The sequence below is a fragment of the Flavobacterium supellecticarium genome (assembly GCF_004801375.1).
GTDB lineage: Bacteria > Bacteroidota > Bacteroidia > Flavobacteriales > Flavobacteriaceae > Flavobacterium > Flavobacterium supellecticarium.
In genome coordinates this window covers 190,542-211,218 of sequence record NZ_SSNZ01000004.1, presented here as the reverse complement: position 1 = coordinate 211,218, position 20,677 = coordinate 190,542, and the positions used below count along the sequence as shown (strand labels likewise).

Sequence of the window (20,677 nt, the reverse complement as noted above, 5' to 3'; positions counted from 1 at the left end):
AACCCCGGATTCCCGGGGTTTTGTTTTTTCCTGACCATAGATGTCACACCTGACAGGTTTACAAAACCTGTCAGGTGTAGCAGGTGTTCCAAACAAAACATAAAAAAACCGGAGACAACTCCGGTTTAGTGATTATTTTTAATACGTTATTTGTTTTTATTTCTATTGTAAGAAGTATTTCGATTGTTACTACCACCTTTATTTGGACTAAATGATCTCTTTGAAGGAGTGGTCGATTGTTGCACTTTTGCTTTGGGTAAACTAGCTTCTTCGGTTTTGCTGGAAGGGGCAATCAGTTCGTTAAGGGTTTTGATTTCACCGTCAGTTAGGTCGCGATATCGGCCTACCGGAATATCAAGGGTAATATTAATGATACGGATACGCTTTAAAGCGGTTACTTCATAATCAAGATATTCGCACATTCGTCTGATTTGTCGGTTCAGCCCCTGCGTAAGGATTATCCGGAATACAAATTTACTGATTTGTTCCACCTTACATTTTTTGGTAACCGTATCTAAAATAGGAATTCCATTACCCATACGTTGTATAAAACGATCGGTTATGGGTTTGTTTACAGTTACGATATATTCTTTTTCGTGATTGTTACGGGCACGAAGGATTTTGTTTACAATATCGCCATCATCGGTCATAAAAATCAAACCTTCACTGGCTTTATCCAGACGTCCGATCGGGAAGATACGTTTCGGATAATTAATATAATCGACAATGTTATTGCGAACCGATTGGTTGGTCGTACATTCAATACCTACCGGCTTATAAAAAGCCAGATATACCGGTTTTTCAGTCTTTTCACGAACCAATTTACCATCGACTCTTACTTCATCATCAAGAGTGACTTTAGTGCCCATTTCCGGGACTATTCCGTTAATGGTGACTCTTCCTTCGTCGATTAGCCTGTCGGCTTCTCTACGGGAGCAAAATCCGGTTTCGGATAAGAATTTGTTGAGTCGTTTTAAATTTTCTTCCATCTGGCAAAAATACGCTAAATAATAAGGAATGACAATTTATAGCCGCTGAATTGATTAATCGGCTTCAAAAAGAAAATGATAGATGCGTTGGTAAAGCTGATCGTCGTGCAGACTGTGGCCCAGTCCTTTTGTTGAGATAAACTCGGCTGTTTTCCAGGCTTCCGCGATCTGTTTTCCTTCGTTATAGGAAACAATAGTATCGTCTTCGTCATGAGCTATCAGGCCTTTAAGGTTAAGTCCGGAGACAAAACGTTTGCCTGAAAATTCGTTTGGATCGATATTAAAACGCTCCATGATTCGTTTTTCCAGAAGACGGGATACTTTTTTATTCAGACTTAGTGTTTTTTTATAATTGTTCAGTACAATCATAAATTCACTTGGGGCACCTAAAATGACCATTTTTTCCAATAACGGATTCTGATAGGTATACTGGTAATAAATACAGGTTGCACCACCCATAGAATGGCCAATGATGGATGTAGGGCTGAATTTCTGCATGATAGCGTCTACAAAGCGCGCATATTCGGGAATGTTGAATTCGGTTCCGCTGGATAATCCCTGAGCCGGACCGTCGAGTGCAATAATAGTGCTTCCCGATTTTTTAAGCCATCCGATAAAGCGTTCCCATCGGGCGGCGTTACTTTCCCAACCATGGACTAATAAAATACGATGATCATTTCCTTTCCAGGTATAGGTTTGAATCTGATGCTGACCAAAAGCGACCGTTTCCGGATGTGCTTCACTCAGTATTTTTGGGATTTTAGTAGCGTCGAGTTTTCCATCCCTGGGTTCTGTAAAAAAGCGATACGCCAGTTTTGTGGCTTTTTCGGGGAATAAAAAGCCCATAAGATTAATATACAATCCAATGGATTTGGTTAGTATAAAATAGGATATTTTGTCAAACAGTTTCATAAAAAAAGCCTCCGGTTGGAGGCTTTAAATTACTTATATTTTAGAGAATAATTGTTGCATTTTCTCTTTTTCTTCGTCTGCTAATGCGCTGTCAACTAAGATTCTTCCACTGTGCTCATCAGTGATGATTTTTTTACGGGAAGCGATCTCCATTTGCGTTTGTGGCGGGATTGTAAAGAAAGATCCTGCAGAAGCTCCTCTTTCAATAGAAACAACTGCTAATCCGTTACGAACACTGGTACGAATTCTGTTGTAAGCATTTAATAAGCGTTCTTCAATCTGCTCCTGAAATTCAGCTGATTTTTCCAATAAGAAGTTTTCTTCTTTTTCGGTTTCAGACATGATGTCTTCCAATTCCGCTTTTTTGTGTTTTAAGTGCGATTGTCTGCCTTCTAATTTTTCTTTTGTTTGCGAGATCACTTCTTTTTTGTGCTCGATAGATGCTTTCATCTCACGGATGTGTTTTTCCGCTAATTGGATTTCCAATTCCTGAAATTCAACTTCTTTTGTTAAAGAGTTAAATTCACGGTTGTTACGAACATTCTTTTGTTGTTCGGTATATTTTTTAATCGATTCTTTATGACCGTCGATAGCATTCTTTTTTTCTTTGATTTGCTCTTCGATAGTCTCTAAATCTGCTTTCAATTTCTCTAAACGAGTGCTTAATCCAGCTACTTCATCTTCTAAATCTTCCACTTCAAGAGGTAATTCACCTCTTACATTTCTAATTTCATCAATGCGTGAATCGATTAACTGTAAGTCATAAAGTGCTCGTAACTTCTCTTCTACACTTAGTTCTTTGATGTTTGCCATATTTTAAAAGTACTTAACTGGATTTGTATTTTCTTCCGATAAAATGATTGCAAAATTAGGAATTTTTTTCGTAAGATAATCAACTATATAGTTTTTTGTATACCTTTCACTTTCAAAATGCCCAATATCGGCTAAAAGTAGCTTGTTTTCGGCTTCATAAAACTGATGATATTTCAAATCAGCTGTGATAAAAGCATCTGCCTGAGCCGAAATAGCATTTCCAATCGCAAAACTTCCCGATCCGCCCAATACCGCTACTTTTTGTATTTTTTTACCGGTAAAGGCGCTATGTCGGATACCGTCGGCTTGCATTTTGTCTTTTACCAGTTGCAGGAATTCGGATTCATCCATCGGATTTTCCAGTTTGCCGGTCATTCCCAGGCCAATGTTCTGATGTGCATTTTGCAACGCATAAATTTCATAGGCAACTTCTTCGTAAACGTGGTTTTGGAATAAGGCTTTTAAAATTTTGCTCTGAAGGTGTTTTTCAAAGGTTACCTCGATTTTGATCTCGGTTGCTTCTACAAATTCAAAACGCTCACCGATTTCCGGATTGCTGTTTTCGTTACCCATATAAGAACCCATTCCCTGTGACGTAAAACCACAGTCTTCGTAATTTCCAATCTTTCCGGCTCCGGCTTCAAAAAGCGCGTTGCGAAGTGTTGTCGCGTTTTCCGGAATCGTATAGGTAACCAGTTTTTGGATAAAATTAGCTTTTGGAATCAATACACGGGTGTTGGTAAGTCCGAGTGCATCACAAAAGATTTTATTTACGCCTTGCTGATGGTTGTCCAGCGCAGTATGAACGGCATAGATTGCAATATCATTTTTGATAGCTTTTAAAACAGAACGCTCGACATAATTTTTTCCGGTAATCTTTTTCAGACCCGAAAATAAAATCGGATGGAAGCAAACAATAAGATTGCATTCGCGTCGGATGGCTTCGTCGATTACATTTTCCAGTGCGTCGTGGCAAACGAGTACACCGGTTGCAGTGGTATTGGTATCGCCAACGAGTAAGCCCACATTGTCAAAGTCTTCGGCATAGGCCAGTGGCGCCATTTCTTCCAGTACGTCGAGTATTGCTTTTATTTTCATCAGAACGGTTTTATTTTGCGGATGGAACCGTTAGTTTTAAGCCCAAACCGGCTAAACTTTACGGTAAAAGTTATTTTCAAAGATAAAAAATAGCTACTTTCGTACTATGAATTTTTTGCGAAAAATACTTTTTCCTTTTTCCATCCTTTACGGATGCGTTACCGGGGTTCGTAATTTTTTGTATGACAAAGACATACTAAAATCCAGTTTTTTCAATACACCTGTAATTGCCGTTGGAAATCTTAGTGTTGGTGGAACCGGTAAAACACCACAAATCGAATATTTGATCCGATTGTTGTCCGGTACCTATAAAGTAGCTACTTTGAGCAGAGGTTATAAACGTAAATCGGAAGGTTTTGTTTTGGCCGATACCACAGCTACTGCGGAAATATTGGGAGACGAACCGTATCAGTTTTATAAAAAGTTTCCGAATATAAACGTAGCGGTTGATGCCAATCGAACCAACGGAATTACGCAATTACTGGAATTGGTAAAACCGGAAGTGATTTTGCTGGATGATGCCTACCAACACCGTAAAGTAAAAGCCGGATTTTATATCTTGCTAACCGCCTATAACGATTTGTATATTGATGATCTGATCCTGCCGGCCGGAAATTTAAGGGAAAGCCGGGATGGTGTAGCGCGTGCTGCGATTATTGTGGTAACCAAATGTCCACCATCGTTAACACAGATTCAGCAAAATGAAATAAAAGGACGACTAAAACTCAAGTCCTGCCAACAGTTGTTTTTTACCTATATTAAATACGACGACAGTGTCTATTCGGAAAGAACAATATTAAAAGTTACCGACCTGGATCCGGAAAACCTGTTTCTGGTAGCCGGAATTGCAAAACCCCAACCCTTTTTTGATCACCTAAAAGTAAAGGCGTCCAATTGTATGACCTTTCCGGATCATCATCATTTTACGGACAAGGATATTGCTGCGATTCTGGAAAAAGCCGGAACCAGAAAAATTATTACAACAGAAAAAGATTATGTGCGACTGGAAGGGAAATTGCCATCGGAGCAATTGTTTTACCTGCCCATCGTTAGCGCATTTTTAAATAATGAAAACGATTTTGATAAAACTATTTTAGATTATGTGGGAGCAAGTACAAGAAACAGTTAGTTACATTAAAGAAAAAACAAATTTTACTCCGGAATATGGTGTGATTTTAGGCTCCGGCCTGGGAGGATTCACTAATGATATTACAATTGAATTTATCTTACCGTATAACGAGATTCCAAATTTTCCGGTATCGACCGTTCAGGGGCATAAAGGTGCTTTGGTTTTCGGAACTATCGGAACTAAAAAAGTGGTAGCCATGCAAGGCCGTTTTCACTTTTACGAAGGTTATTCGATGAAAGAGGTAACCTTTCCGGTTCGTGTGATGAAATATTTAGGAGTGGAAAAATTAATCGTTTCGAATGCTTCGGGTGGTGTTAATCCGGACTATAAAGTAGGATCGATCGTGATTATTAAAGATCATATCAATATGATGCCGGAACATCCGCTGCGCGGAAAAAATGACGAGCGTTTCGGACCGCGTTTTGTAAATATGAGCGAACCGTATAGCCGTAAGATGATCGCCAAAGCAAAAGAACTGGCCGCAACTTTAGAAATTGAAGTGCTGGACGGTGTGTATCTTGGCTTACAAGGGCCAACTTTCGAAACACTGGCCGAATACCGTATGGTAAAAACCGTTGGCGGCGATTGTGTTGGAATGTCAACAGTACCGGAAGTGATCGTGGCACGGCATATGAATATGGAGTGTTTTGGCATTTCGGTAATTACCGATATGGGCGATGAACACAGTATCGATACCATTACACATGATGAAGTGTTGGAAGCAGCGCAGGCAGCTGAACCGCATGTTCGAAATCTAATCCAAAATCTGATAACGGCCTATTAATTGCCGTTTCTTGAAATGATGGTGGTCGCAATAATCTCGTAAAACTTTTCCGGATCGAAGGGTTTTGTGATCACCTCATTCATACCATATGAAAGTAGCATTTCGCGATTTTCATCGAGTGAAATAGCTGTTAAGGCAATGATCGGGGTTTGCATATCGAACTTGCGAATTTCTTCGGTGGCAATCGTTCCGTTAATACCCGGAAGATGTACATCCATTAATACCAGATCGTATTCGTTTCGGTGTTTTTCCAAATGTTCAATCGCGTCTTCTCCGTTTTCGATGATCGTACAAACCATCTGTTTACGTTCAAGCATTTTTTTAGTGATCATCTGATTGATTTTGTTGTCTTCAACCAAAAGGATTTTTCTGCCAATTAGCCATTGTTCATCATAGCCCAATCCGGTTTTCTTTTCCACTTTAATTTCTTCGCCAATAGGGAACGCCAGGTCAAAATAGAATTTGGCACCTTTGTCCAGTTCGCTTTCCAGGTGAATTTTTCCGCCTAATATTTCAACCAGTCGTCGAACAATGGATAGTCCTAATCCGGTTCCGCCGTATTTACGGTTAATCTCTACCGAACCTTGTGTAAAACTGTCGAAAATAGTTTCCTGTTTTTCTTTTAAGATTCCAATTCCCGTATCGATAATTTCAAAATGCAGATCGACACAGTTGCCGTCTTTACCCGTTTGAAATACATTAACCCAAACATCGCCGTCTTTGGTAAACTTCAGCGAGTTGTTTATAAGGTTGATCAATATTTGTGAGAGCTTGGTTGGATCACCAATCAGGAAGCTCGGAACGGTTTCTTCGATGTTAAGTCGGCAAATGACATTGTTGTTGTTGGCGATCTCGACAAACGAATCCATGATGTTCTGGAACAATTCCCGGATGTTAAAATTAATATGTTCTACTTCCAGAGCATTCGATTCTACCCGGTTGATTTCGAGGATATCGTTGATAAAAGTTGACAGGTAGTTTCCGGAAAATTTCAAGGAATTCAGGTAGGTCAGCTGACTTTCCTTTGGTTTGTCTTCCAATAGAATATGCGTAATTCCGTTGATCGCATTCAATGGCGTGCGCAACTCATGACTCACGGTCGACAGGAATTCGGAACGTGCTTTGGAGGCTCGCTCGGCACGTTCTTTCTGAACTTCCAGTTCCAGATTTTTCTCTTTTAAAAGCTGGTTGGTTTTCTTCCGGATGATGTTGTTTTTATAAAGCGAAAGACTGAGTAATGATAAAATGGAAATCAGCGCAATACTTAGAATACTGATTAACTTGGAAAACTTAATCGATTTTTCCTGTTCCTTGTTTTCCTTGTCCATTTTTTCTATGGTTTTCAGCTGCTCGTTGGCAATATAGCGTTCGAATGCGGCTTCACCGATACTGTCGTTGTTAATTGCCGAAAGGGAATCTTTCAGATGAACATAACGTTTCAGGTAATAGAAGGACTGGTTGACACTGTTGGTTTTATTGTAAAGCGTACTGATTTTGCGAATGATTTTCAGCTTTTGGGAAATATTATTATTGCTGGTGAGTGCATTGGCTTTTTCCAGATAATCGATGGCTTTTTTAGGGTTGTTCCGCTCGTTGATTTCCGCCAGCTGATAATAGGCTTCAGCTTTTGTTTCAAAAAGATTGTCGATATTGTTTTTGGAAATGATGTTTTTGAACAGGGCAGTGGCCAGGTTGATATTCCCCTTTTTTTTATAAATGATTCCTTTTTGCAGGTTGATCAACTCAATTGCGTCGGGAATTTGTATTTGTTCGTAAATGGAAATGGCTTTGTCAAAATAATTTTCTGCAATCGCAAAACTGTTTTTGTCCAGATAGCACAATCCCAGGTTGTAATAACAAAATGCAATGTTGGACGATGGTTTTAAATTGTTGTAAATTGCCAGACTTCGAATAAAGTTTTCGATTGCGTCATCCGTCTTTTTTAACTGATAGTAAATGCCACCAATGGCCAGATAGGTGTCGGCCAGACCTTTTTCCAGATTGTTTCGGGTGGCATAATTAACCGCTTTTTTACCAAATTCTAATGCCTTATTATAGGTGTAATTGTTTTTATGAAAATTAGACAACTCCAGATAATAGGTAATGCTATCAACTTTTATTGGGGTGTTTTTTTCCTGAGAAAAACAGGGAATTCCTATAAAAAATAATAAAAGCAGGATATACTTCATTTCTTTGTTTAAAAAATCCGTATAAATATAGTTAATTATTTGGCATATGTATGTGTGATCAAATCTATTATTCGGGATGAATAACCAATTTCATTGTCATACCAGCCTACTACTTTTACCATTTTATCGATTACCGAAGTTAGCTGTGCATCAAATAAACAGGAGGTCGGATTACCAATAATGTCTACCGAAACGATAGGATCTTCGGTATACGATAATGTACCTTTTAAAGTGGTTTCGGATGCTTTTCGGAATGCTTCGTTGATTTCTTCGATGCTTACCTGACGTTTTACGTTAAAGGTAATGTCGGTTAGCGAACCATCGGGAACCGGTACGCGTATACCACAACCACCCATTTTTCCATCCAGTTCCGGGAAAATTTTAGTTAAAGCTTTTGCCGCACCGGTCGTAGTAGGTACGATCGATTGTGCCGCGCCTCGGGCTCTTCGCAAGTCTTTGTGCGGTTGGTCATGCAGACTCTGATCGGTCGTATAGGAGTGTACTGTCGTAATATAGGCTTGTTCGATTCCACATAATTCCTGAATCACCTTGATCATCGGGGCAGCGTTGTTCGTCGTACAGCTGGCATTGGAAATAATACGTTCGGTACCGTCCAGAATAAAGTCGTTTACACCCAATACTACAGTTTTGATGGTATCGTCTTCAGCCGGAGCCGAAAGAATCACCTTTTTGGCGCCCGACGTAATATGCGCTTCGGCCAACGGATAGGTTTTGAATTTTCCGGTAGCTTCTACCACAATATCCACATCCAGCGGTTTCCAGTTTAATTTCGAAATTTCTTTTTCGTGGAAAAATGGAAAAGCTTTGCCATCGATACTAATGGACGTTTCATCAAACGTAACCGTATTGGGAAGTACGCCATGTATACTGTCATATTTGATCAAATGTGCCATCGTCCTGTTGTCGGCAATATCGTTAATCGCTACGACTTCTATGGCAGGATGGTTTAACAATAATCGGAACAGATTACGCCCGATTCTGCCAAAACCATTAATGGCAATTTTAATTTTTGGATTCATTGAGTGTCCGTATATTGTGGGTTGACCGTATTTATAAAATGTGTTTTTGAGCATGGTAGGACGAACGTACCAAAGCACCGCTTTCTACATGGCGGAATCCAAGTTCTTTACCGATGGTCTCATATTTGGCAAATTGTTCCGGTGTGATAAATTCTTTTACCGGTAAATGTTTTTTACTCGGTTGCAGGTATTGCCCGATGGTTACAATGTCTACATTCGCCTCGCGTAAGTCTTTCATTGTCTGAATAACTTCTTCTTCCGTTTCGCCCAAACCTAACATAATACCGGATTTGGTACGACGGATGCCCTGATCTTTTAAATATTTCAGTACGGCAAGGCTACGATCGTATTTCGCCTGAATCCGAACCTCACGGGTCAGACGGCGAACGGTTTCCATATTGTGAGATACCACTTCCGGATTGGCTTCTACAATACGATCGATATTACGTTCCATACCCTGAAAATCCGGGATAAGGGTCTCTAAAGTAGTTTCCGGGTTCATTCTACGGATGGCTTTTACGGTTTCTTTCCAGATAATGGAACCACCATCTTTAATATCGTCACGATCTACGCTGGTAATTACTGCGTGTTTAATATTCATTAATTTGATCGAACGCGCGACTTTTTCCGGTTCGTCCCAGTCAACCGTTTCCGGACGCCCGGTTTTTACACCACAAAATCCGCATGAACGCGTACAGGTATTCCCCAGTATCATAAAAGTTGCGGTTCCTTCTCCCCAACATTCACCCATGTTCGGACAACTTCCCGATGTACAAATTGTATTTAACTTGTATTTGTCTACCAGGCCTCTTAATTCGGTATATTTTTTTCCGGTCGGTAGCTTTACGCGTAACCATTTTGGTTTTCCGGTCGGAAGGATATTCGTGTCTAAAACAGTTTCCATTACTGATAATTTTGAAGTGCAAAGATACGTAATGTTGTTTATTTGTAATAGTCCGTTTAACGCATTTTTAATAGACAATACCGATCAGGAAATTGTCCGAAAATGGCTTTATTTTAAAAATTGTATCTTTGTAATTATCGATAAAAAGCCGTTTAATTTATTCTAAGCATGATGAAAACTACCAAATTGTTTACCGAGTTTTTTGATAACGAAAAATCTTCCGGGATTGTTTTGATCTTTTGTACCCTGATTTCGCTACTACTGGCCAATTCCGGATTACAGGAATTTTATCAGAGTATCTGGCATTTCGAATTGGGATCACATTCGTTTGAACATTGGATAAATGATGGTTTGATGACGATCTTCTTTTTTCTGATCGGACTGGAGTTGGAACGGGAAATATACAAAGGAGAACTTTCGAATATCAAAAATGCAATGTTACCCATTTTTGCCGCTATGGGCGGTATGGTGGTTCCTGCGGCGATTTATATGATTTTTAATCACGGTACGCCAACACAGGCGGGTGCCGGAATTCCAATGGCTACCGATATTGCTTTTGCGTTAGGGGTATTGTCGCTGTTGGGGAGTCGGGTGCCGTTGTCGCTAAAAGTATTTCTGACGGCCTTAGCTGTAATCGACGATTTGGGCGCCATTTTGGTAATCGCTATTTTTTATACCGATCATTTATCATTGCTGAATTTAGGAATTGCATTGGGTATCATGGCGGTGCTGTTTGTCTTTAATCGTTTAAAAGTGAATAATCCGTTTCCGTATCTTTTAGGAGGTGTGTTGATGTGGTATTTTATGCTCAATTCCGGAATTCACGCCACAATAACCGGTGTGTTACTGGCTTTTGTGGTGCCTTTTGGTGATGGCGGTAAAAAAACAATTTCCTATAAAATGCAACATGCTTTACATAAACCGGTAGCGTTTTTTATACTGCCGTTGTTTGCTTTGGCCAATACGGCCATTGTAATCGGAAACGATTGGGTGGAAGGATTGGTACACGAAAACAGTATCGGGATTTTCCTGGGATTGGTAATCGGAAAACCACTGGGAATATTTTTATTCAGTTTTGCGGTAGTAGCTGTCGGGATTTGTAAACTACCGGACGATTTAAAATGGAAACAAATACTGGCAACCGGTTTTCTCGCTGGTATCGGTTTTACGATGTCGATATTTATAACCTTACTGGCGTTTAAATCGCAGGCTGAAGATATTACGATTTCCAAAATTGCCATCCTGATTTCGTCACTGGTGGCCGGAATTATCGGATTTGTATTTCTGAAGTTTTCACTGGATTCTAAAAAAGAAGTCGTATAAAAATATCGTTACCTACAGTAAAACAATACAATAAAGCCTGTCCGATGTATATCGGACAGGCTTTTACATATAGCATCTTTTCTCTTTTCTCTTACTTCTTAATTAACATTCACGGTTATCGGAAGATTATAAGCGGTTCGTGCCGGCTGACCGTTTCGGTAGCCCGGTGTCCATTTGGTAGTCATGGAATTTAACACCCGAATAGCTTCTTTACCCAAACCATATCCCGGATCTCGTGTTACCCGGATATTGGATAAGCTACCGTCTTTTTCGATGACGAAATACACCATTACTTTAAAGGTTTTTAATTCGTCCATTTCGGGCGTTTTAAAACGTTTGCCAATGGTGGCTAAAAAAGCGTCGATTCCGCCCGGATATTGTGGTAAGGCTTCCAGCTCGTAGGTGGAGTTGATCGTGTTTGTACCCTCCGTTCCGGTTCCGTTTCCATTCCCGGTTGGCTGTGAAGCAACACTAAGACTGGTGGTGGTTCTGGTTCCTTCACTGTTTTCAGTACTGATAGCGGCATTTTTTAACTCCTCATTGGTGGGAACTTCCTGAGTCGCCTGATTTTTGGCAACCGGTGTAAACCCAACATATTTTATTTTTTTTACCGGATCGGAAGGTGTTGTTTCCAATTTCGGTTCCTCTATTTTTTTTGGTTGTATTGGTGTAAGATCCACAATAACAATGGGATCGTTGAATATTTTTGGAATGTTATCCGCCATATCGTTTCTACTGTTAAGTGAATTCACAATAATCGGAACGGCAATAGCAGAACTCAATAGTAAAACACCAGCACACAAAGCTTTTAGTGTTGTTTTTGGATTTTCGGCTCGTAATTGATAGGCGCCGTACGCTTTGTTACGGCCTTCAAAAACCAAATCGATCCATTTGGTTTCGTAGATGTTTAATTTAGACATGATAACGTAGTTTAAGGTTAGAATATAGTGGTATATACCTGTATAACGTTATTTGTTGTAGTATTAGTATTTCAAATGTTAATAAAGTGAGAAATATTTTTCTTATTTGATATTTCGTAAATGAATTTTAAGTTTTTTTAGAGGTTGGGTTGCGAAAATTAAAATTATTTTTTCTGCTGAATGATTTCCGCCAGTAGTTTTTTCGCCCGGAGCAATTTGATTTTTACATTGTTCAACGGTTCTTCCAACTGATCGGCTATTTCCTGATAGGTCATCTCCTGGAAATACCGCAATTGAATGACTTCCTGATAAGCGGGTTTTAATTCTTTAATGTATTGTAATAACCGCGCCAGATTTTGCTCTTTAATAATCTCATCTTCAATAGTAGGAGTGGAGTCGATTACATTATAGGCCTGTTGATTTTCTTCGTCGATGGTACCTAAAAATAAAGCCGATTTCTTTTTGCGCAGCATGTCGATATGTACATTTTTGGCAATGGCAATCAACCAGGTATTAAATCCGAATTCAGGATTATAGGAGGTGATTTTATCAAAAGCTTTGGCAAACGTTTCGATGGCGATGTCTTCCGTATCGGTTTCGTTTTCCGTACGTTTTAACATAAATCCGTAGATCTCATTCCAGAAAAAATCCAGTAAAAACGTAAAAGCTACCTGATCGCCGGCTTTTGCTTTTTCAATATTCTTTTGAATTATTTCCGAATTTATTTCCAATGTACCGGTTTTGAGAAAGAGTTGGTAAAATACACGTTTAGTTGTGTGAAGATAAGGATTAATTCGATAATCGGAAACCAATACATCACATCTTTTTCATGCAATTTACCCGAAGCATAACCCAACGTGATCCAGGTGAAAATATAACGGACAACGATTAATCCGGCTACAATCATCCATTGAAATTGGAAGGCCAGTAATAAAATGGCCAGTATAAAAAAGGAAAGTTGTGAGAAAAAGAAAAGTCCCAATTGGAATTTATCAAAGCTTTTGTAATAGGACGCTGTCGAAACATGACGTCGTTTTTGCTGGAACCAGGTTTTGTAGCTTGTTTTGGGAGCCGAAATGGTAAAGCTTTCCGGACTGTAACAAATCGCTGTATTTTTGCGGTTTGCCGCCTGATTGATAAACAGATCATCATCGCCGGAGCGTACTTTCATATGATCCATAAAACCGTTTACTTTGAAAAATTCTTCTCTTTTATAAGCCAGATTTCGGCCCACTCCCATATAGGGTTTGCCCATTTTGGCCCACGAAAAATACTGAACCGCCGTTAAAAGTGTTTCAAAACGGATAATCTTATTTAAAAAGGATCCTTTAATTTTTTCGTAAGCACCATATCCTAAAATGATGGTTTTATGTAAGGTAAACTGAGAGGTCATTTGGGTAATCCAATCCTTGGAAGTCGGATAACAATCAGCATCTGTAAAAAGTAAATATTCTTTTCGGGCCGCTTTGATTCCAAGTGTGAGGGCAAATTTTTTATTTCCCCAAAAGGCTTCGTTATTCTGAACTTTTACCAGTCGGATGTTGGAATATTGTTTCTCAAACGCTTCAAAAATCTCCAAAGTATCGTCGCTGGAAGCATCGTCAATTAATACAATCTCATAGTCGGGATAATTCTGATCGGCTAAAAGCGGGATGTATTTAGCCACGTTTTCAGCTTCATTTTTAGCACATACAATTACCGAAACCGGAATGCGTTTTGAGGTGATTTTTTGTGCCGGTGCAAATGCAAATTTGCCGAAAACGATCAAATAATAGAAAATCTGGATGGCAATAATTCCGATAAAAAGATAGAGTAGAATTGTTAACATATGCAATTCATCATGATGATTAATGAAGCGACAAAGGTACGAATCAAATGTTAAATCCCAATTGGAATTTAACAAATTCGTCGCGGCTTATTTTCGGTTTTTTCGCATTTCCCGGGCAATGCTAATGGCATTCGGACGGTTTTGGTTTTCCAGCTTTTCGATAATAGCCGAATGGTTCTTGTCGTCGCGGTTTTGAGAGAGTTTATGAACCGCCTGAATTTGATCAATGCTAATCTCAAATGCAGTAATACCGTTTACCTGACGCATGGTTTTAGCGGACAGGTTTTCGATTTTTGTTGGATTTTCGGAAGTGGCTTCGTATTTGTCGACGAGCTTTTTTAAGGAAAATAAAAGTTCGTCACCTTCAATAAGGCGAATGGTACCATATATATGTACCGCAATATAATTCCATGTCGGAACATTTTCATGATCATACCAGGAAGAGGAAATATAATGGTGTGGTCCGTTGAAAATCGCCAATACGGTAGCGCCGTTTTGTAGGGCTGCCGATTGCGGATTGGCTTTGGCAATATGGCCGTAAAGAACTTCTTTGCCTTCCGGATTATACTCCAGTTCCAATGGAATATGTGTACCCCATGGTTTTCCTTCGGTTTGGTTGATCAATATCCCAAAGCTGTTCTGCTGGATAAAATCGCGGATCGCTTTGGGATCGTTGTTCTGATATTGCTCCTCGATATACATTTTAGATGATGTTGACTTCGGCTTCTATCGCAATTCCGAATTTTTCCAAAATGGTTTTCTGGATGTTTTTTGATACTGCCAGAATTTCCGCTCCGGTAGCATTTCCGTAGTTTACCAATACCAAAGCCTGGTGTTGGTGTATTCCGGCATCGCCAAATCGTTTGCCTTTAAAACCGGCTTGTTCGATTAGCCATCCCGCCGGTACTTTGACTTCCGTTTCGGAAACCGTATAATGCGGCATATCAGGATACTGACTTTGTATTTTGTCGTAATCCGCTTTAGGAATGACAGGGTTTTTAAAGAAACTACCACTGTTTCCAAGTTCTTTTGGATCCGGAAGTTTACTCTGACGGATGGTGATCACCGCATTACTCACATCTTTAATCGTTGGATGGGTAATGTTATGTCGCGTTAGTTCGGCTTCGATCGCACCATAAGAGGTGTTGATTTTATGATGGTTTCGGGTTAGTTGAAAAGTAACCGACAGGATTACAAAGCGATCCTTTTCCTGATTTTTAAAGATGCTTTCGCGGTAGCCAAACTGGCATTGCGCTTTGTCGAAAGTTACAATTTCCTGTGTTGCAATATTCATCGCCCGACAAGAGACAAAGGTGTCTTTGATTTCCACACCGTAAGCACCGATATTTTGAATTGGAGTAGTACCGACATTTCCGGGAATCAACGACAGGTTTTCCAGTCCGCCAAGTTGGTGATCAATAGACCAAAGTACAAATTCATGCCAGTTTTCACCGGCTTCTGCCTGTACCAATGCATAATCGTCGTTTTCTTCAAGAATGCTTTTTCCTTTTAAATTAACATGGATTACCAGTCGGTCGATATCTTTAGTGAGTAACATATTACTGCCACCGCCCAAAATAAAAGGTTTTTCCGAATGGTGCTTTTGTAAAATTTCCGCCAGTTCTGTTTCGTTTGTAACCGAAACAAAAGTTTTGGCCTTAGCATCAATTCCGAATGTATTGTATTTTTGAAGCGAAAAGTCTGAAGAAATGATCATGAATGAATATGCTTTATTGATGGTGTAAAAATAGGTAAACCATTTTGAATTCTGTTTCTTTTCGCCGTCATAATTTGTGAAAAACAATGGGGATCAACTTACCGTTTTTAAAATTTTAGCATAAAGTTCTTCTTTGTTTACGGGTTTAAGAATAACGGTTTCCAACGGAGAATCGTCGGGTGTTTTGTCCTGCGCCCAATAGTCGTCACCGGTAACGGCTATAATCGGTATCGCGTGCATTTTTTGTATTTCCCGCGCGAGTTGAATACCGGAAAACGTTCCCAATTGTAAGTCGGTAATCACCAAATCTGTGGTGTTATTACTAAGATGGTTTTGCAACTCGGAAGGTGTCGTAAAAGTGCTGACTTTAGCATTGGTATTATTGATCATCTTTTTAAGACTGGCCAACGTGATGGCGTCATCGTCTATGATGGCTATGGCAAGTGGTTTTTTACGGTTGATTTCCAATAGTTGCTCCAAACTTGTTTTGACATCGCGGGATTTGTTTAAGAGTAGTGAAAAACGAACTTCGGTGCCTTTTTGTAGAACGCTTTTTACAGTGATCGTGCCGCCAAAAAGATCGACAATTTCTTTACATAGGTTTAAGCCAAGCCCGGCACCAAGCTTGATCTGTTCGGAATGGAATTTACTCTGATAATGTTGATCAAATATGTTTTCCAGGTCTTCAGGCGGAATACCGGCTCCGGTGTCTTTAATCGTAACTTCCAAAAGGTATTGCGTGCCTTGATCCGATAAACCGGCCGTTACGGTTATACTTCCCTGGTCGGTAAACTTGATGGCATTTCCGATAATATTATAAAAAAGCTGGTGTATTTTTACATTATCCGCCCAGACTATAGTGTCCAGTTTTGAGTCAATCGTATGATTGAGGTCGATTTTTTTGATTTCTGCCAACGAACGTAGCGATTCCAATACCGATAGGATTTCGTTTTTCAGGTTAAAGTTGGAATTGTATACGACCAGTTTGCTGCTTTTGTTTTTAAAAAAGTCGAGAATCTGATTGACGGTAATCTGTAGTGAATTGGAAGTAAAAATTAACGAATTGACGGTAGGAAGTGCGGTTTCCGGTAGCGTAGCCGATTTTAGCCGTTTCGAAAAGTTCGAGATAATATGAAGCGGTGCCCGCATTTCGTGACTTAGCATGCCAATGATACGGTTTTTGAATTCCAGATTTTTTTCGGCTTCGGTCTTGGCGTCCAACAGGCTCTTTTCGTAGATATACGCAAACTGCGTATAGAACAATAAAATTATGGTGATGATAACCATGATTGGAAGTAATGCCAGAATCAGGGTGCGCTGTTTTTCGATGTTTTTGAGTGCTGTTGCGTATTTTAATTTGTCGAGCTCCTGAGCCGAATCCGAGTAGACCTGTAATATCTCCTGACTGTTGCGTAGTATGGTTTTGTTGATTTCCAATAATTCCCGATCCTTTTTTCGAAGGTTGTTATAGGTGCGGTTTAGTTTTTTAAATTCCTGGGTATAGTAGTGATCAATGGTGCTGAAGGTGTTTTTAAGTTGGTCTTCAAACGAGCCAACTTTTTCGGTATTACCATATACCATTTTAATACGTACCTGAAGGCGCTCTTTCATAATGTCGTTTTTTCCGGAAATAGCTTTTCCGATCCGGGCAAAAAAACCGTTCTTACGGTCTTTGTCGGACGTAAGTATCGTGTCGTAGCTGATCGAATTCAGTGTCTTGGCATAATTGAATTTCCGAATGTTGAAGTTAGACGGAAGCGAATCACTGCCCATTAAGGAAATGACTCCTTTTCGCATCAGCGAATCCAGTTGCTTGCGGATATGATAGATTTGTTTTTCGGTGGTTTCTTTCGATTTGATTACCTTGAAAAAATCTTTGTTTACAGCCGAAAGCCGATCCAGGCTGTCCAGATAAACGGTCATCTCCCGAATGGAGTGTTCGTATTGGTTTAAAGAGGTTTTTTTATAACTGAGAAGGTAGTCGTTAAACGCATTTTGGGCGTTTAGAAAACTTCGTGTCGCCTGATTGGAGAAATAAACCGCCTCATTGGGTTTGCTGGCATTCTGAACCGATTCGGATAAGGTGTTGTATTCGTTGTTTTGTTGGTACCACATCCAGAAAAAAAGCAATTGGATGATGAGGATGGAAATAAAAAGGGCAATGTGTACTTTTTTTCGCTTTTGTAAAGGAATCTTCATCAGCTATCTTTTATGAGTCAGTTACTATGTTTGAACAGCATTAAAAAGAAAGGCAGGTAGTGGTATTTGGGGCTGTAAATTTAGGAAAGTCCTGGTTTTTATTTAATAGATTGGGGATCAAAAAATAAATATCACGAATATTTAATTAAAATCCAAACAAATGTGAGGTTTGTTGTAAAAAAAGAGGCCGAGGAGTTGTTTTTCGTAAATATAGAAACGAAAAGTTACTTTTTTTACAGTTGGAAAAGGGTGTAACTCTGTAAAGTCGACTTGACAATAGCTTCGGTACGTTCCGGATGGGTGTCGGAAATAAAGAGTTGTCCGAATGTTTCATCGTTAACCATCTCGACAATTTTATGTACCCGACTTTCGTCCAGTTTGTCAAATATATCGTCAAAAAGGAGTATCGGAGCGGTACCGTTTAGTTTTTTGATAAATTCAAACTGCGCCAGTTTTAGGGCAATTAAAAAAGATTTCTGTTGTCCTTGGGAACCAAATTTTTTAATCGGAAAATGATCAATCTCAAACGAAAGGTCGTCTTTATGAACGCCAACACTGGTGTATTGCAAGGCGCGGTCTTTTGATAAAAATTCGTCAAAAAGCGTTAACATGTCTTTTTCAAAAAGCTGACTTTCGTAAACAATCTGTACCGTTTCGGAGGAATTGGTGATCAACTGATGATAACGATTGAAAATAGGAATGAATTCGCTGATAAAGTACTGTCGCTTTTCAAATACCTGCTGCCCAATTACGGCAAGTTGCTCATTATATACGGCAAGAGTATCTTTGTCGAACGTATGGTTTAGCGCAAAGTATTTTAACAAGGCGTTGCGTTGTGTCAGTATGCGCTGGTATTGGATCAGTTGTTGTAAATACAAACTGTCGGATTGCGAAATCACGCTGTCGATAAATTTACGGCGGGTTTCGCTACCTTCTATAATAAGGTCTTGATCCGACGGGGAAATAATAACCAACGGGATAAAACCGATATGATCCGAAAATTTATCATAAGGTTTGCCGTTGCGTTTTAATACTTTTTTTTGTCCTTTTTTTAAACTACAGACAATTTGCTCCGTACGTTGGTCTTTTTCAAACTGACCTTCAATCACAAAAAACTCCTCTCCATGTCGGATGTTCTGAACCGCCAACGGATTAAAATAACTTTTCCCGTAGGCCAAATGGTAGATAGCATCCAGTATATTGGTTTTACCAATACCGTTTTTGCCGACAAAGCAGTTGATTTTGGCATCAAAATCATAAGTAGCTTCGGCAATATTCTTATAATTAAACAGTGAAAGCGTCTTTAAATACACGGATAGGAAAGTGGTTAATGCTGATATTTATGTCAGTTTTTTTTAAAAGCGGGTGCAAATTATTGAAAAATATCGATAAAAAGGGCTTTTAAGTTTCAATAAAAAGTATATTTTTGCAGCTCAATAAATTTAAAATAAATGGCAACATATAACAAAAGAGGATACAAAGCCCCGAAACCGCAAGAAGAAGCTGTTGAAAATGAATTTGAGCAAGCAGTAGAAATCGACGAAAAAGGAAGTACTACTGCCGGAGTTTTTAATAAATTGGACGAAGGTGCTTCCAAAACGGAAGAATGGGTGGCTAGAAATCAGAAATATATTTTCGGATTTGTAGGTGCTATTGCTATTGCAACGGCAGGTTATCTTTTGTATGATAAATTTGTAGTAGAACCAAAAGAGGACGATGCTGCAAATGAAATGTTCCAGGCGCAACAATATTTCCAACAAGCTGTAGAAGGACAGGCTGCTGATTCACTTTTCGCCTTATCATTAAAAGGTGGTGAAGGTAAATTAGGATTCCTTGGAATCGTAGATAACTATTCCGGAACAAAAGCGGCTAACTTAGCGCATTATTATGCAGGTATGGCGTACCTGAATACGGCAAAATACAAAGAAGCGGTTCAGCAGTTGGAGCAGTTTTCTTCCGATGATATGATGCTTAAAGCCTTAGCTTTAGGAGGTATCGGAGATGCTTTTTCAGAACTTGACAAAAAAGAAGATGCTTTAACGTACTATAAAAAAGCGGCTGAAGCAAATGATAACGAATATACAACACCACGATTTTTATTTAAAGCCGGACAAGTTGCGTTGGCATTGAATAAAAAAGCGGATGCAGCCAAATTCTTTACCCAAATTAAAGAAAAATACGAAGGTTCTGCAGAAGGTGCTAATATCGATGCGTTGATCGCAATGACCGAATAATATGGCGACAGCTAATAAAAATTTATCCAATTACGATAAAAACACAATCCCAAACGCGAAAGATTTTCGGTTTGGGATTGTGGTTTCGGAATGGAACGATAAAGTAACAGAAGGATTGTATTCCGGTGCCGAAGCCGCTTTACTGGATTGTGGCGCTTTGGAAAGTAATCTGGTTCGTTGGAATGTGCCCGGTAGTTTCGAACTGATTTACGGTGCCAAAAAAATGATTGAAACCCAAAACGTAGATGTGGTTATTGTAATCGGATGCGTAATAAAAGGGGAAACCATGCACTTTGAATTTGTTTGCGAAGGGGTAACACAGGGAATCAAAGACCTGAACGTGCAAACCGATGTGCCGGTGATTTTCTGCGTGTTAACCGATAATAACGAACAACAATCTATCGACAGAAGTGGTGGCGTTCATGGGAATAAAGGAACCGAAGCGGCTATCGCTGCCATCAAAATGGCAGATCTTCGGAAAAAAGCATAAAAAAATCAAGTTATATAATTAGAACCTGTAATGTTTTGCGTTACAGGTTCTTTGTTTTTAGAGGGTTGACCATTAACAAAAAATTGAGAGGCTTCATTCGTTAAATGT

19 protein-coding genes are annotated in these 20,677 nt (G+C 39.4%); 5 read left to right on the top strand and 14 right to left on the bottom strand.

Going from position 1 to position 20,677, the window contains the following annotated elements; translation table 11 throughout:
- Nucleotides 1–146: 146 nt before the first annotated feature.
- Genes rluF through E6C50_RS11590 form a run of 4 tightly spaced genes read right to left on the bottom strand, consistent with a single transcriptional unit; the run spans nt 147 to nt 3,812 of the window.
- Nucleotides 147–989 (bottom strand): 23S rRNA pseudouridine(2604) synthase RluF, encoded by an 843-nt coding sequence (rluF, locus tag E6C50_RS11605; RefSeq protein WP_136403392.1) that lies wholly within the window; start codon nt 987–989, stop codon nt 147–149.
- A 54-nt stretch (nt 990–1,043) separates the two neighbouring features.
- Complete coding sequence (locus E6C50_RS11600) at nt 1,044–1,901, bottom strand: alpha/beta hydrolase (protein WP_136403391.1); 858 nt, start codon at nt 1,899–1,901, stop codon at nt 1,044–1,046.
- Nucleotides 1,902–1,934: 33 nt separating this feature from the next.
- Nucleotides 1,935–2,714: a zinc ribbon domain-containing protein gene (locus E6C50_RS11595; protein ID WP_136403390.1), complete on the bottom strand. Its 780-nt coding sequence runs from the start codon at nt 2,712–2,714 to the stop codon at nt 1,935–1,937.
- A gap of 3 nt (nt 2,715–2,717) precedes the next feature.
- A complete protein-coding gene (locus E6C50_RS11590; RefSeq protein ID WP_136403389.1) occupies nt 2,718–3,812 on the bottom strand; it encodes a Nif3-like dinuclear metal center hexameric protein in 1,095 nt (364 codons plus the stop codon).
- A 106-nt stretch (nt 3,813–3,918) separates the two neighbouring features.
- On the opposite strand from E6C50_RS11590, the gene lpxK reads away from it, so the two are divergent.
- Together lpxK and E6C50_RS11580 are read left to right on the top strand one after the other, a co-directional pair.
- Nucleotides 3,919–4,941 carry a tetraacyldisaccharide 4'-kinase gene (gene lpxK / locus E6C50_RS11585; protein ID WP_136403388.1) on the top strand — a complete coding sequence of 341 codons (1,023 nt, stop codon included), beginning with the start codon at nt 3,919–3,921 and terminating at the stop codon, nt 4,939–4,941.
- Entirely contained in the window at nt 4,913–5,725 is an 813-nt protein-coding gene (locus E6C50_RS11580) for a purine-nucleoside phosphorylase (RefSeq protein WP_136403387.1), read from the top strand. The genes lpxK and E6C50_RS11580 overlap by 29 nt, the downstream gene beginning before the upstream one ends.
- Here the strand turns inward: E6C50_RS11580 and E6C50_RS11575 are convergent.
- From E6C50_RS11575 to lipA, 3 genes are read right to left on the bottom strand one after another with little or no spacing between them, the layout of a single operon-like run.
- Nucleotides 5,722–7,914 (bottom strand): tetratricopeptide repeat-containing hybrid sensor histidine kinase/response regulator, encoded by a 2,193-nt coding sequence (locus tag E6C50_RS11575; RefSeq protein ID WP_136403386.1) that lies wholly within the window; start codon nt 7,912–7,914, stop codon nt 5,722–5,724. The two genes, E6C50_RS11580 and E6C50_RS11575, sit on opposite strands and share 4 nt — an antisense overlap.
- 35 nt (nt 7,915–7,949) lie before the next feature.
- On the bottom strand, nt 7,950–8,954 hold the full coding sequence (gap, locus tag E6C50_RS11570) for a type I glyceraldehyde-3-phosphate dehydrogenase (RefSeq protein WP_136403385.1): 1,005 nt from the start codon (nt 8,952–8,954) through the stop codon (nt 7,950–7,952).
- A 31-nt stretch (nt 8,955–8,985) separates the two neighbouring features.
- Nucleotides 8,986–9,858 (bottom strand): lipoyl synthase, encoded by an 873-nt coding sequence (lipA, locus tag E6C50_RS11565; protein WP_136403384.1) that lies wholly within the window; start codon nt 9,856–9,858, stop codon nt 8,986–8,988.
- Between the two features lie 171 nt (nt 9,859–10,029).
- Between lipA and nhaA the strand changes: the two genes are divergently transcribed.
- On the top strand, nt 10,030–11,181 hold the full coding sequence (nhaA, locus tag E6C50_RS11560; protein ID WP_136403400.1) for a Na+/H+ antiporter NhaA: 1,152 nt from the start codon (nt 10,030–10,032) through the stop codon (nt 11,179–11,181).
- Nucleotides 11,182–11,279: 98 nt separating this feature from the next.
- On the opposite strand, the gene E6C50_RS11555 is transcribed toward nhaA, so the two are convergent.
- From E6C50_RS11555 to recF, 7 genes are all read right to left on the bottom strand, one after another.
- A complete protein-coding gene (locus E6C50_RS11555; RefSeq protein ID WP_136403383.1) occupies nt 11,280–12,101 on the bottom strand; it encodes an energy transducer TonB in 822 nt (273 codons plus the stop codon).
- 164 nt (nt 12,102–12,265) lie between these two features.
- Nucleotides 12,266–12,832, bottom strand: coding sequence for an RNA polymerase sigma factor (locus tag E6C50_RS11550; protein WP_136403382.1), 567 nt, complete (start codon nt 12,830–12,832; stop codon nt 12,266–12,268).
- Complete coding sequence (locus tag E6C50_RS11545; RefSeq protein WP_136403381.1) at nt 12,823–13,929, bottom strand: glycosyltransferase; 1,107 nt, start codon at nt 13,927–13,929, stop codon at nt 12,823–12,825. The genes E6C50_RS11550 and E6C50_RS11545 overlap by 10 nt, the downstream gene beginning before the upstream one ends.
- 87 nt (nt 13,930–14,016) lie before the next feature.
- Complete coding sequence (locus tag E6C50_RS11540) at nt 14,017–14,631, bottom strand: FMN-binding negative transcriptional regulator (protein ID WP_136403380.1); 615 nt, start codon at nt 14,629–14,631, stop codon at nt 14,017–14,019.
- Nucleotide 14,632: 1 nt separating this feature from the next.
- Nucleotides 14,633–15,646: a UDP-N-acetylmuramate dehydrogenase gene (gene murB, locus E6C50_RS11535; protein ID WP_136403379.1), complete on the bottom strand. Its 1,014-nt coding sequence runs from the start codon at nt 15,644–15,646 to the stop codon at nt 14,633–14,635.
- A gap of 93 nt (nt 15,647–15,739) precedes the next feature.
- A complete protein-coding gene (locus E6C50_RS11530) occupies nt 15,740–17,845 on the bottom strand; it encodes a hybrid sensor histidine kinase/response regulator (RefSeq protein ID WP_136403378.1) in 2,106 nt (701 codons plus the stop codon).
- 233 nt (nt 17,846–18,078) lie between these two features.
- A complete protein-coding gene (gene recF / locus E6C50_RS11525) occupies nt 18,079–19,158 on the bottom strand; it encodes a DNA replication/repair protein RecF (protein WP_136403377.1) in 1,080 nt (359 codons plus the stop codon).
- A gap of 138 nt (nt 19,159–19,296) precedes the next feature.
- Between recF and E6C50_RS11520 the strand changes: the two genes are divergently transcribed.
- Nucleotides 19,297–20,079, top strand: coding sequence for a tetratricopeptide repeat protein (locus E6C50_RS11520; RefSeq protein ID WP_136403376.1), 783 nt, complete (start codon nt 19,297–19,299; stop codon nt 20,077–20,079).
- 1 nt (nt 20,080) lies between these two features.
- Nucleotides 20,081–20,569 (top strand): 6,7-dimethyl-8-ribityllumazine synthase, encoded by a 489-nt coding sequence (gene ribH, locus E6C50_RS11515; protein ID WP_136403375.1) that lies wholly within the window; start codon nt 20,081–20,083, stop codon nt 20,567–20,569.
- Nucleotides 20,570–20,677: the final 108 nt, after the last annotated feature.

Coding starts and splice junctions, on each gene's coding strand:
- murB (WP_136403379.1), bottom strand. CDS start 15,646: ATGATCATTTCTTCAGACTTTTCGCTTCAAAAATACAATACATTCGGA.
- E6C50_RS11575 (WP_136403386.1), bottom strand. CDS start 7,914: ATGAAGTATATCCTGCTTTTATTATTTTTTATAGGAATTCCCTGTTTT.
- lpxK (WP_136403388.1), top strand. CDS start 3,919: ATGAATTTTTTGCGAAAAATACTTTTTCCTTTTTCCATCCTTTACGGA.
- E6C50_RS11530 (WP_136403378.1), bottom strand. CDS start 17,845: ATGAAGATTCCTTTACAAAAGCGAAAAAAAGTACACATTGCCCTTTTT.
- E6C50_RS11590 (WP_136403389.1), bottom strand. CDS start 3,812: ATGAAAATAAAAGCAATACTCGACGTACTGGAAGAAATGGCGCCACTG.
- ribH (WP_136403375.1), top strand. CDS start 20,081: ATGGCGACAGCTAATAAAAATTTATCCAATTACGATAAAAACACAATC.
- E6C50_RS11545 (WP_136403381.1), bottom strand. CDS start 13,929: ATGTTAACAATTCTACTCTATCTTTTTATCGGAATTATTGCCATCCAG.
- rluF (WP_136403392.1), bottom strand. CDS start 989: ATGGAAGAAAATTTAAAACGACTCAACAAATTCTTATCCGAAACCGGA.
- E6C50_RS11520 (WP_136403376.1), top strand. CDS start 19,297: ATGGCAACATATAACAAAAGAGGATACAAAGCCCCGAAACCGCAAGAA.
- lipA (WP_136403384.1), bottom strand. CDS start 9,858: ATGGAAACTGTTTTAGACACGAATATCCTTCCGACCGGAAAACCAAAA.
- gap (WP_136403385.1), bottom strand. CDS start 8,954: ATGAATCCAAAAATTAAAATTGCCATTAATGGTTTTGGCAGAATCGGG.
- E6C50_RS11540 (WP_136403380.1), bottom strand. CDS start 14,631: ATGTATATCGAGGAGCAATATCAGAACAACGATCCCAAAGCGATCCGC.
- E6C50_RS11580 (WP_136403387.1), top strand. CDS start 4,913: ATGTGGGAGCAAGTACAAGAAACAGTTAGTTACATTAAAGAAAAAACA.
- nhaA (WP_136403400.1), top strand. CDS start 10,030: ATGAAAACTACCAAATTGTTTACCGAGTTTTTTGATAACGAAAAATCT.
- E6C50_RS11595 (WP_136403390.1), bottom strand. CDS start 2,714: ATGGCAAACATCAAAGAACTAAGTGTAGAAGAGAAGTTACGAGCACTT.
- E6C50_RS11600 (WP_136403391.1), bottom strand. CDS start 1,901: ATGAAACTGTTTGACAAAATATCCTATTTTATACTAACCAAATCCATT.
- E6C50_RS11555 (WP_136403383.1), bottom strand. CDS start 12,101: ATGTCTAAATTAAACATCTACGAAACCAAATGGATCGATTTGGTTTTT.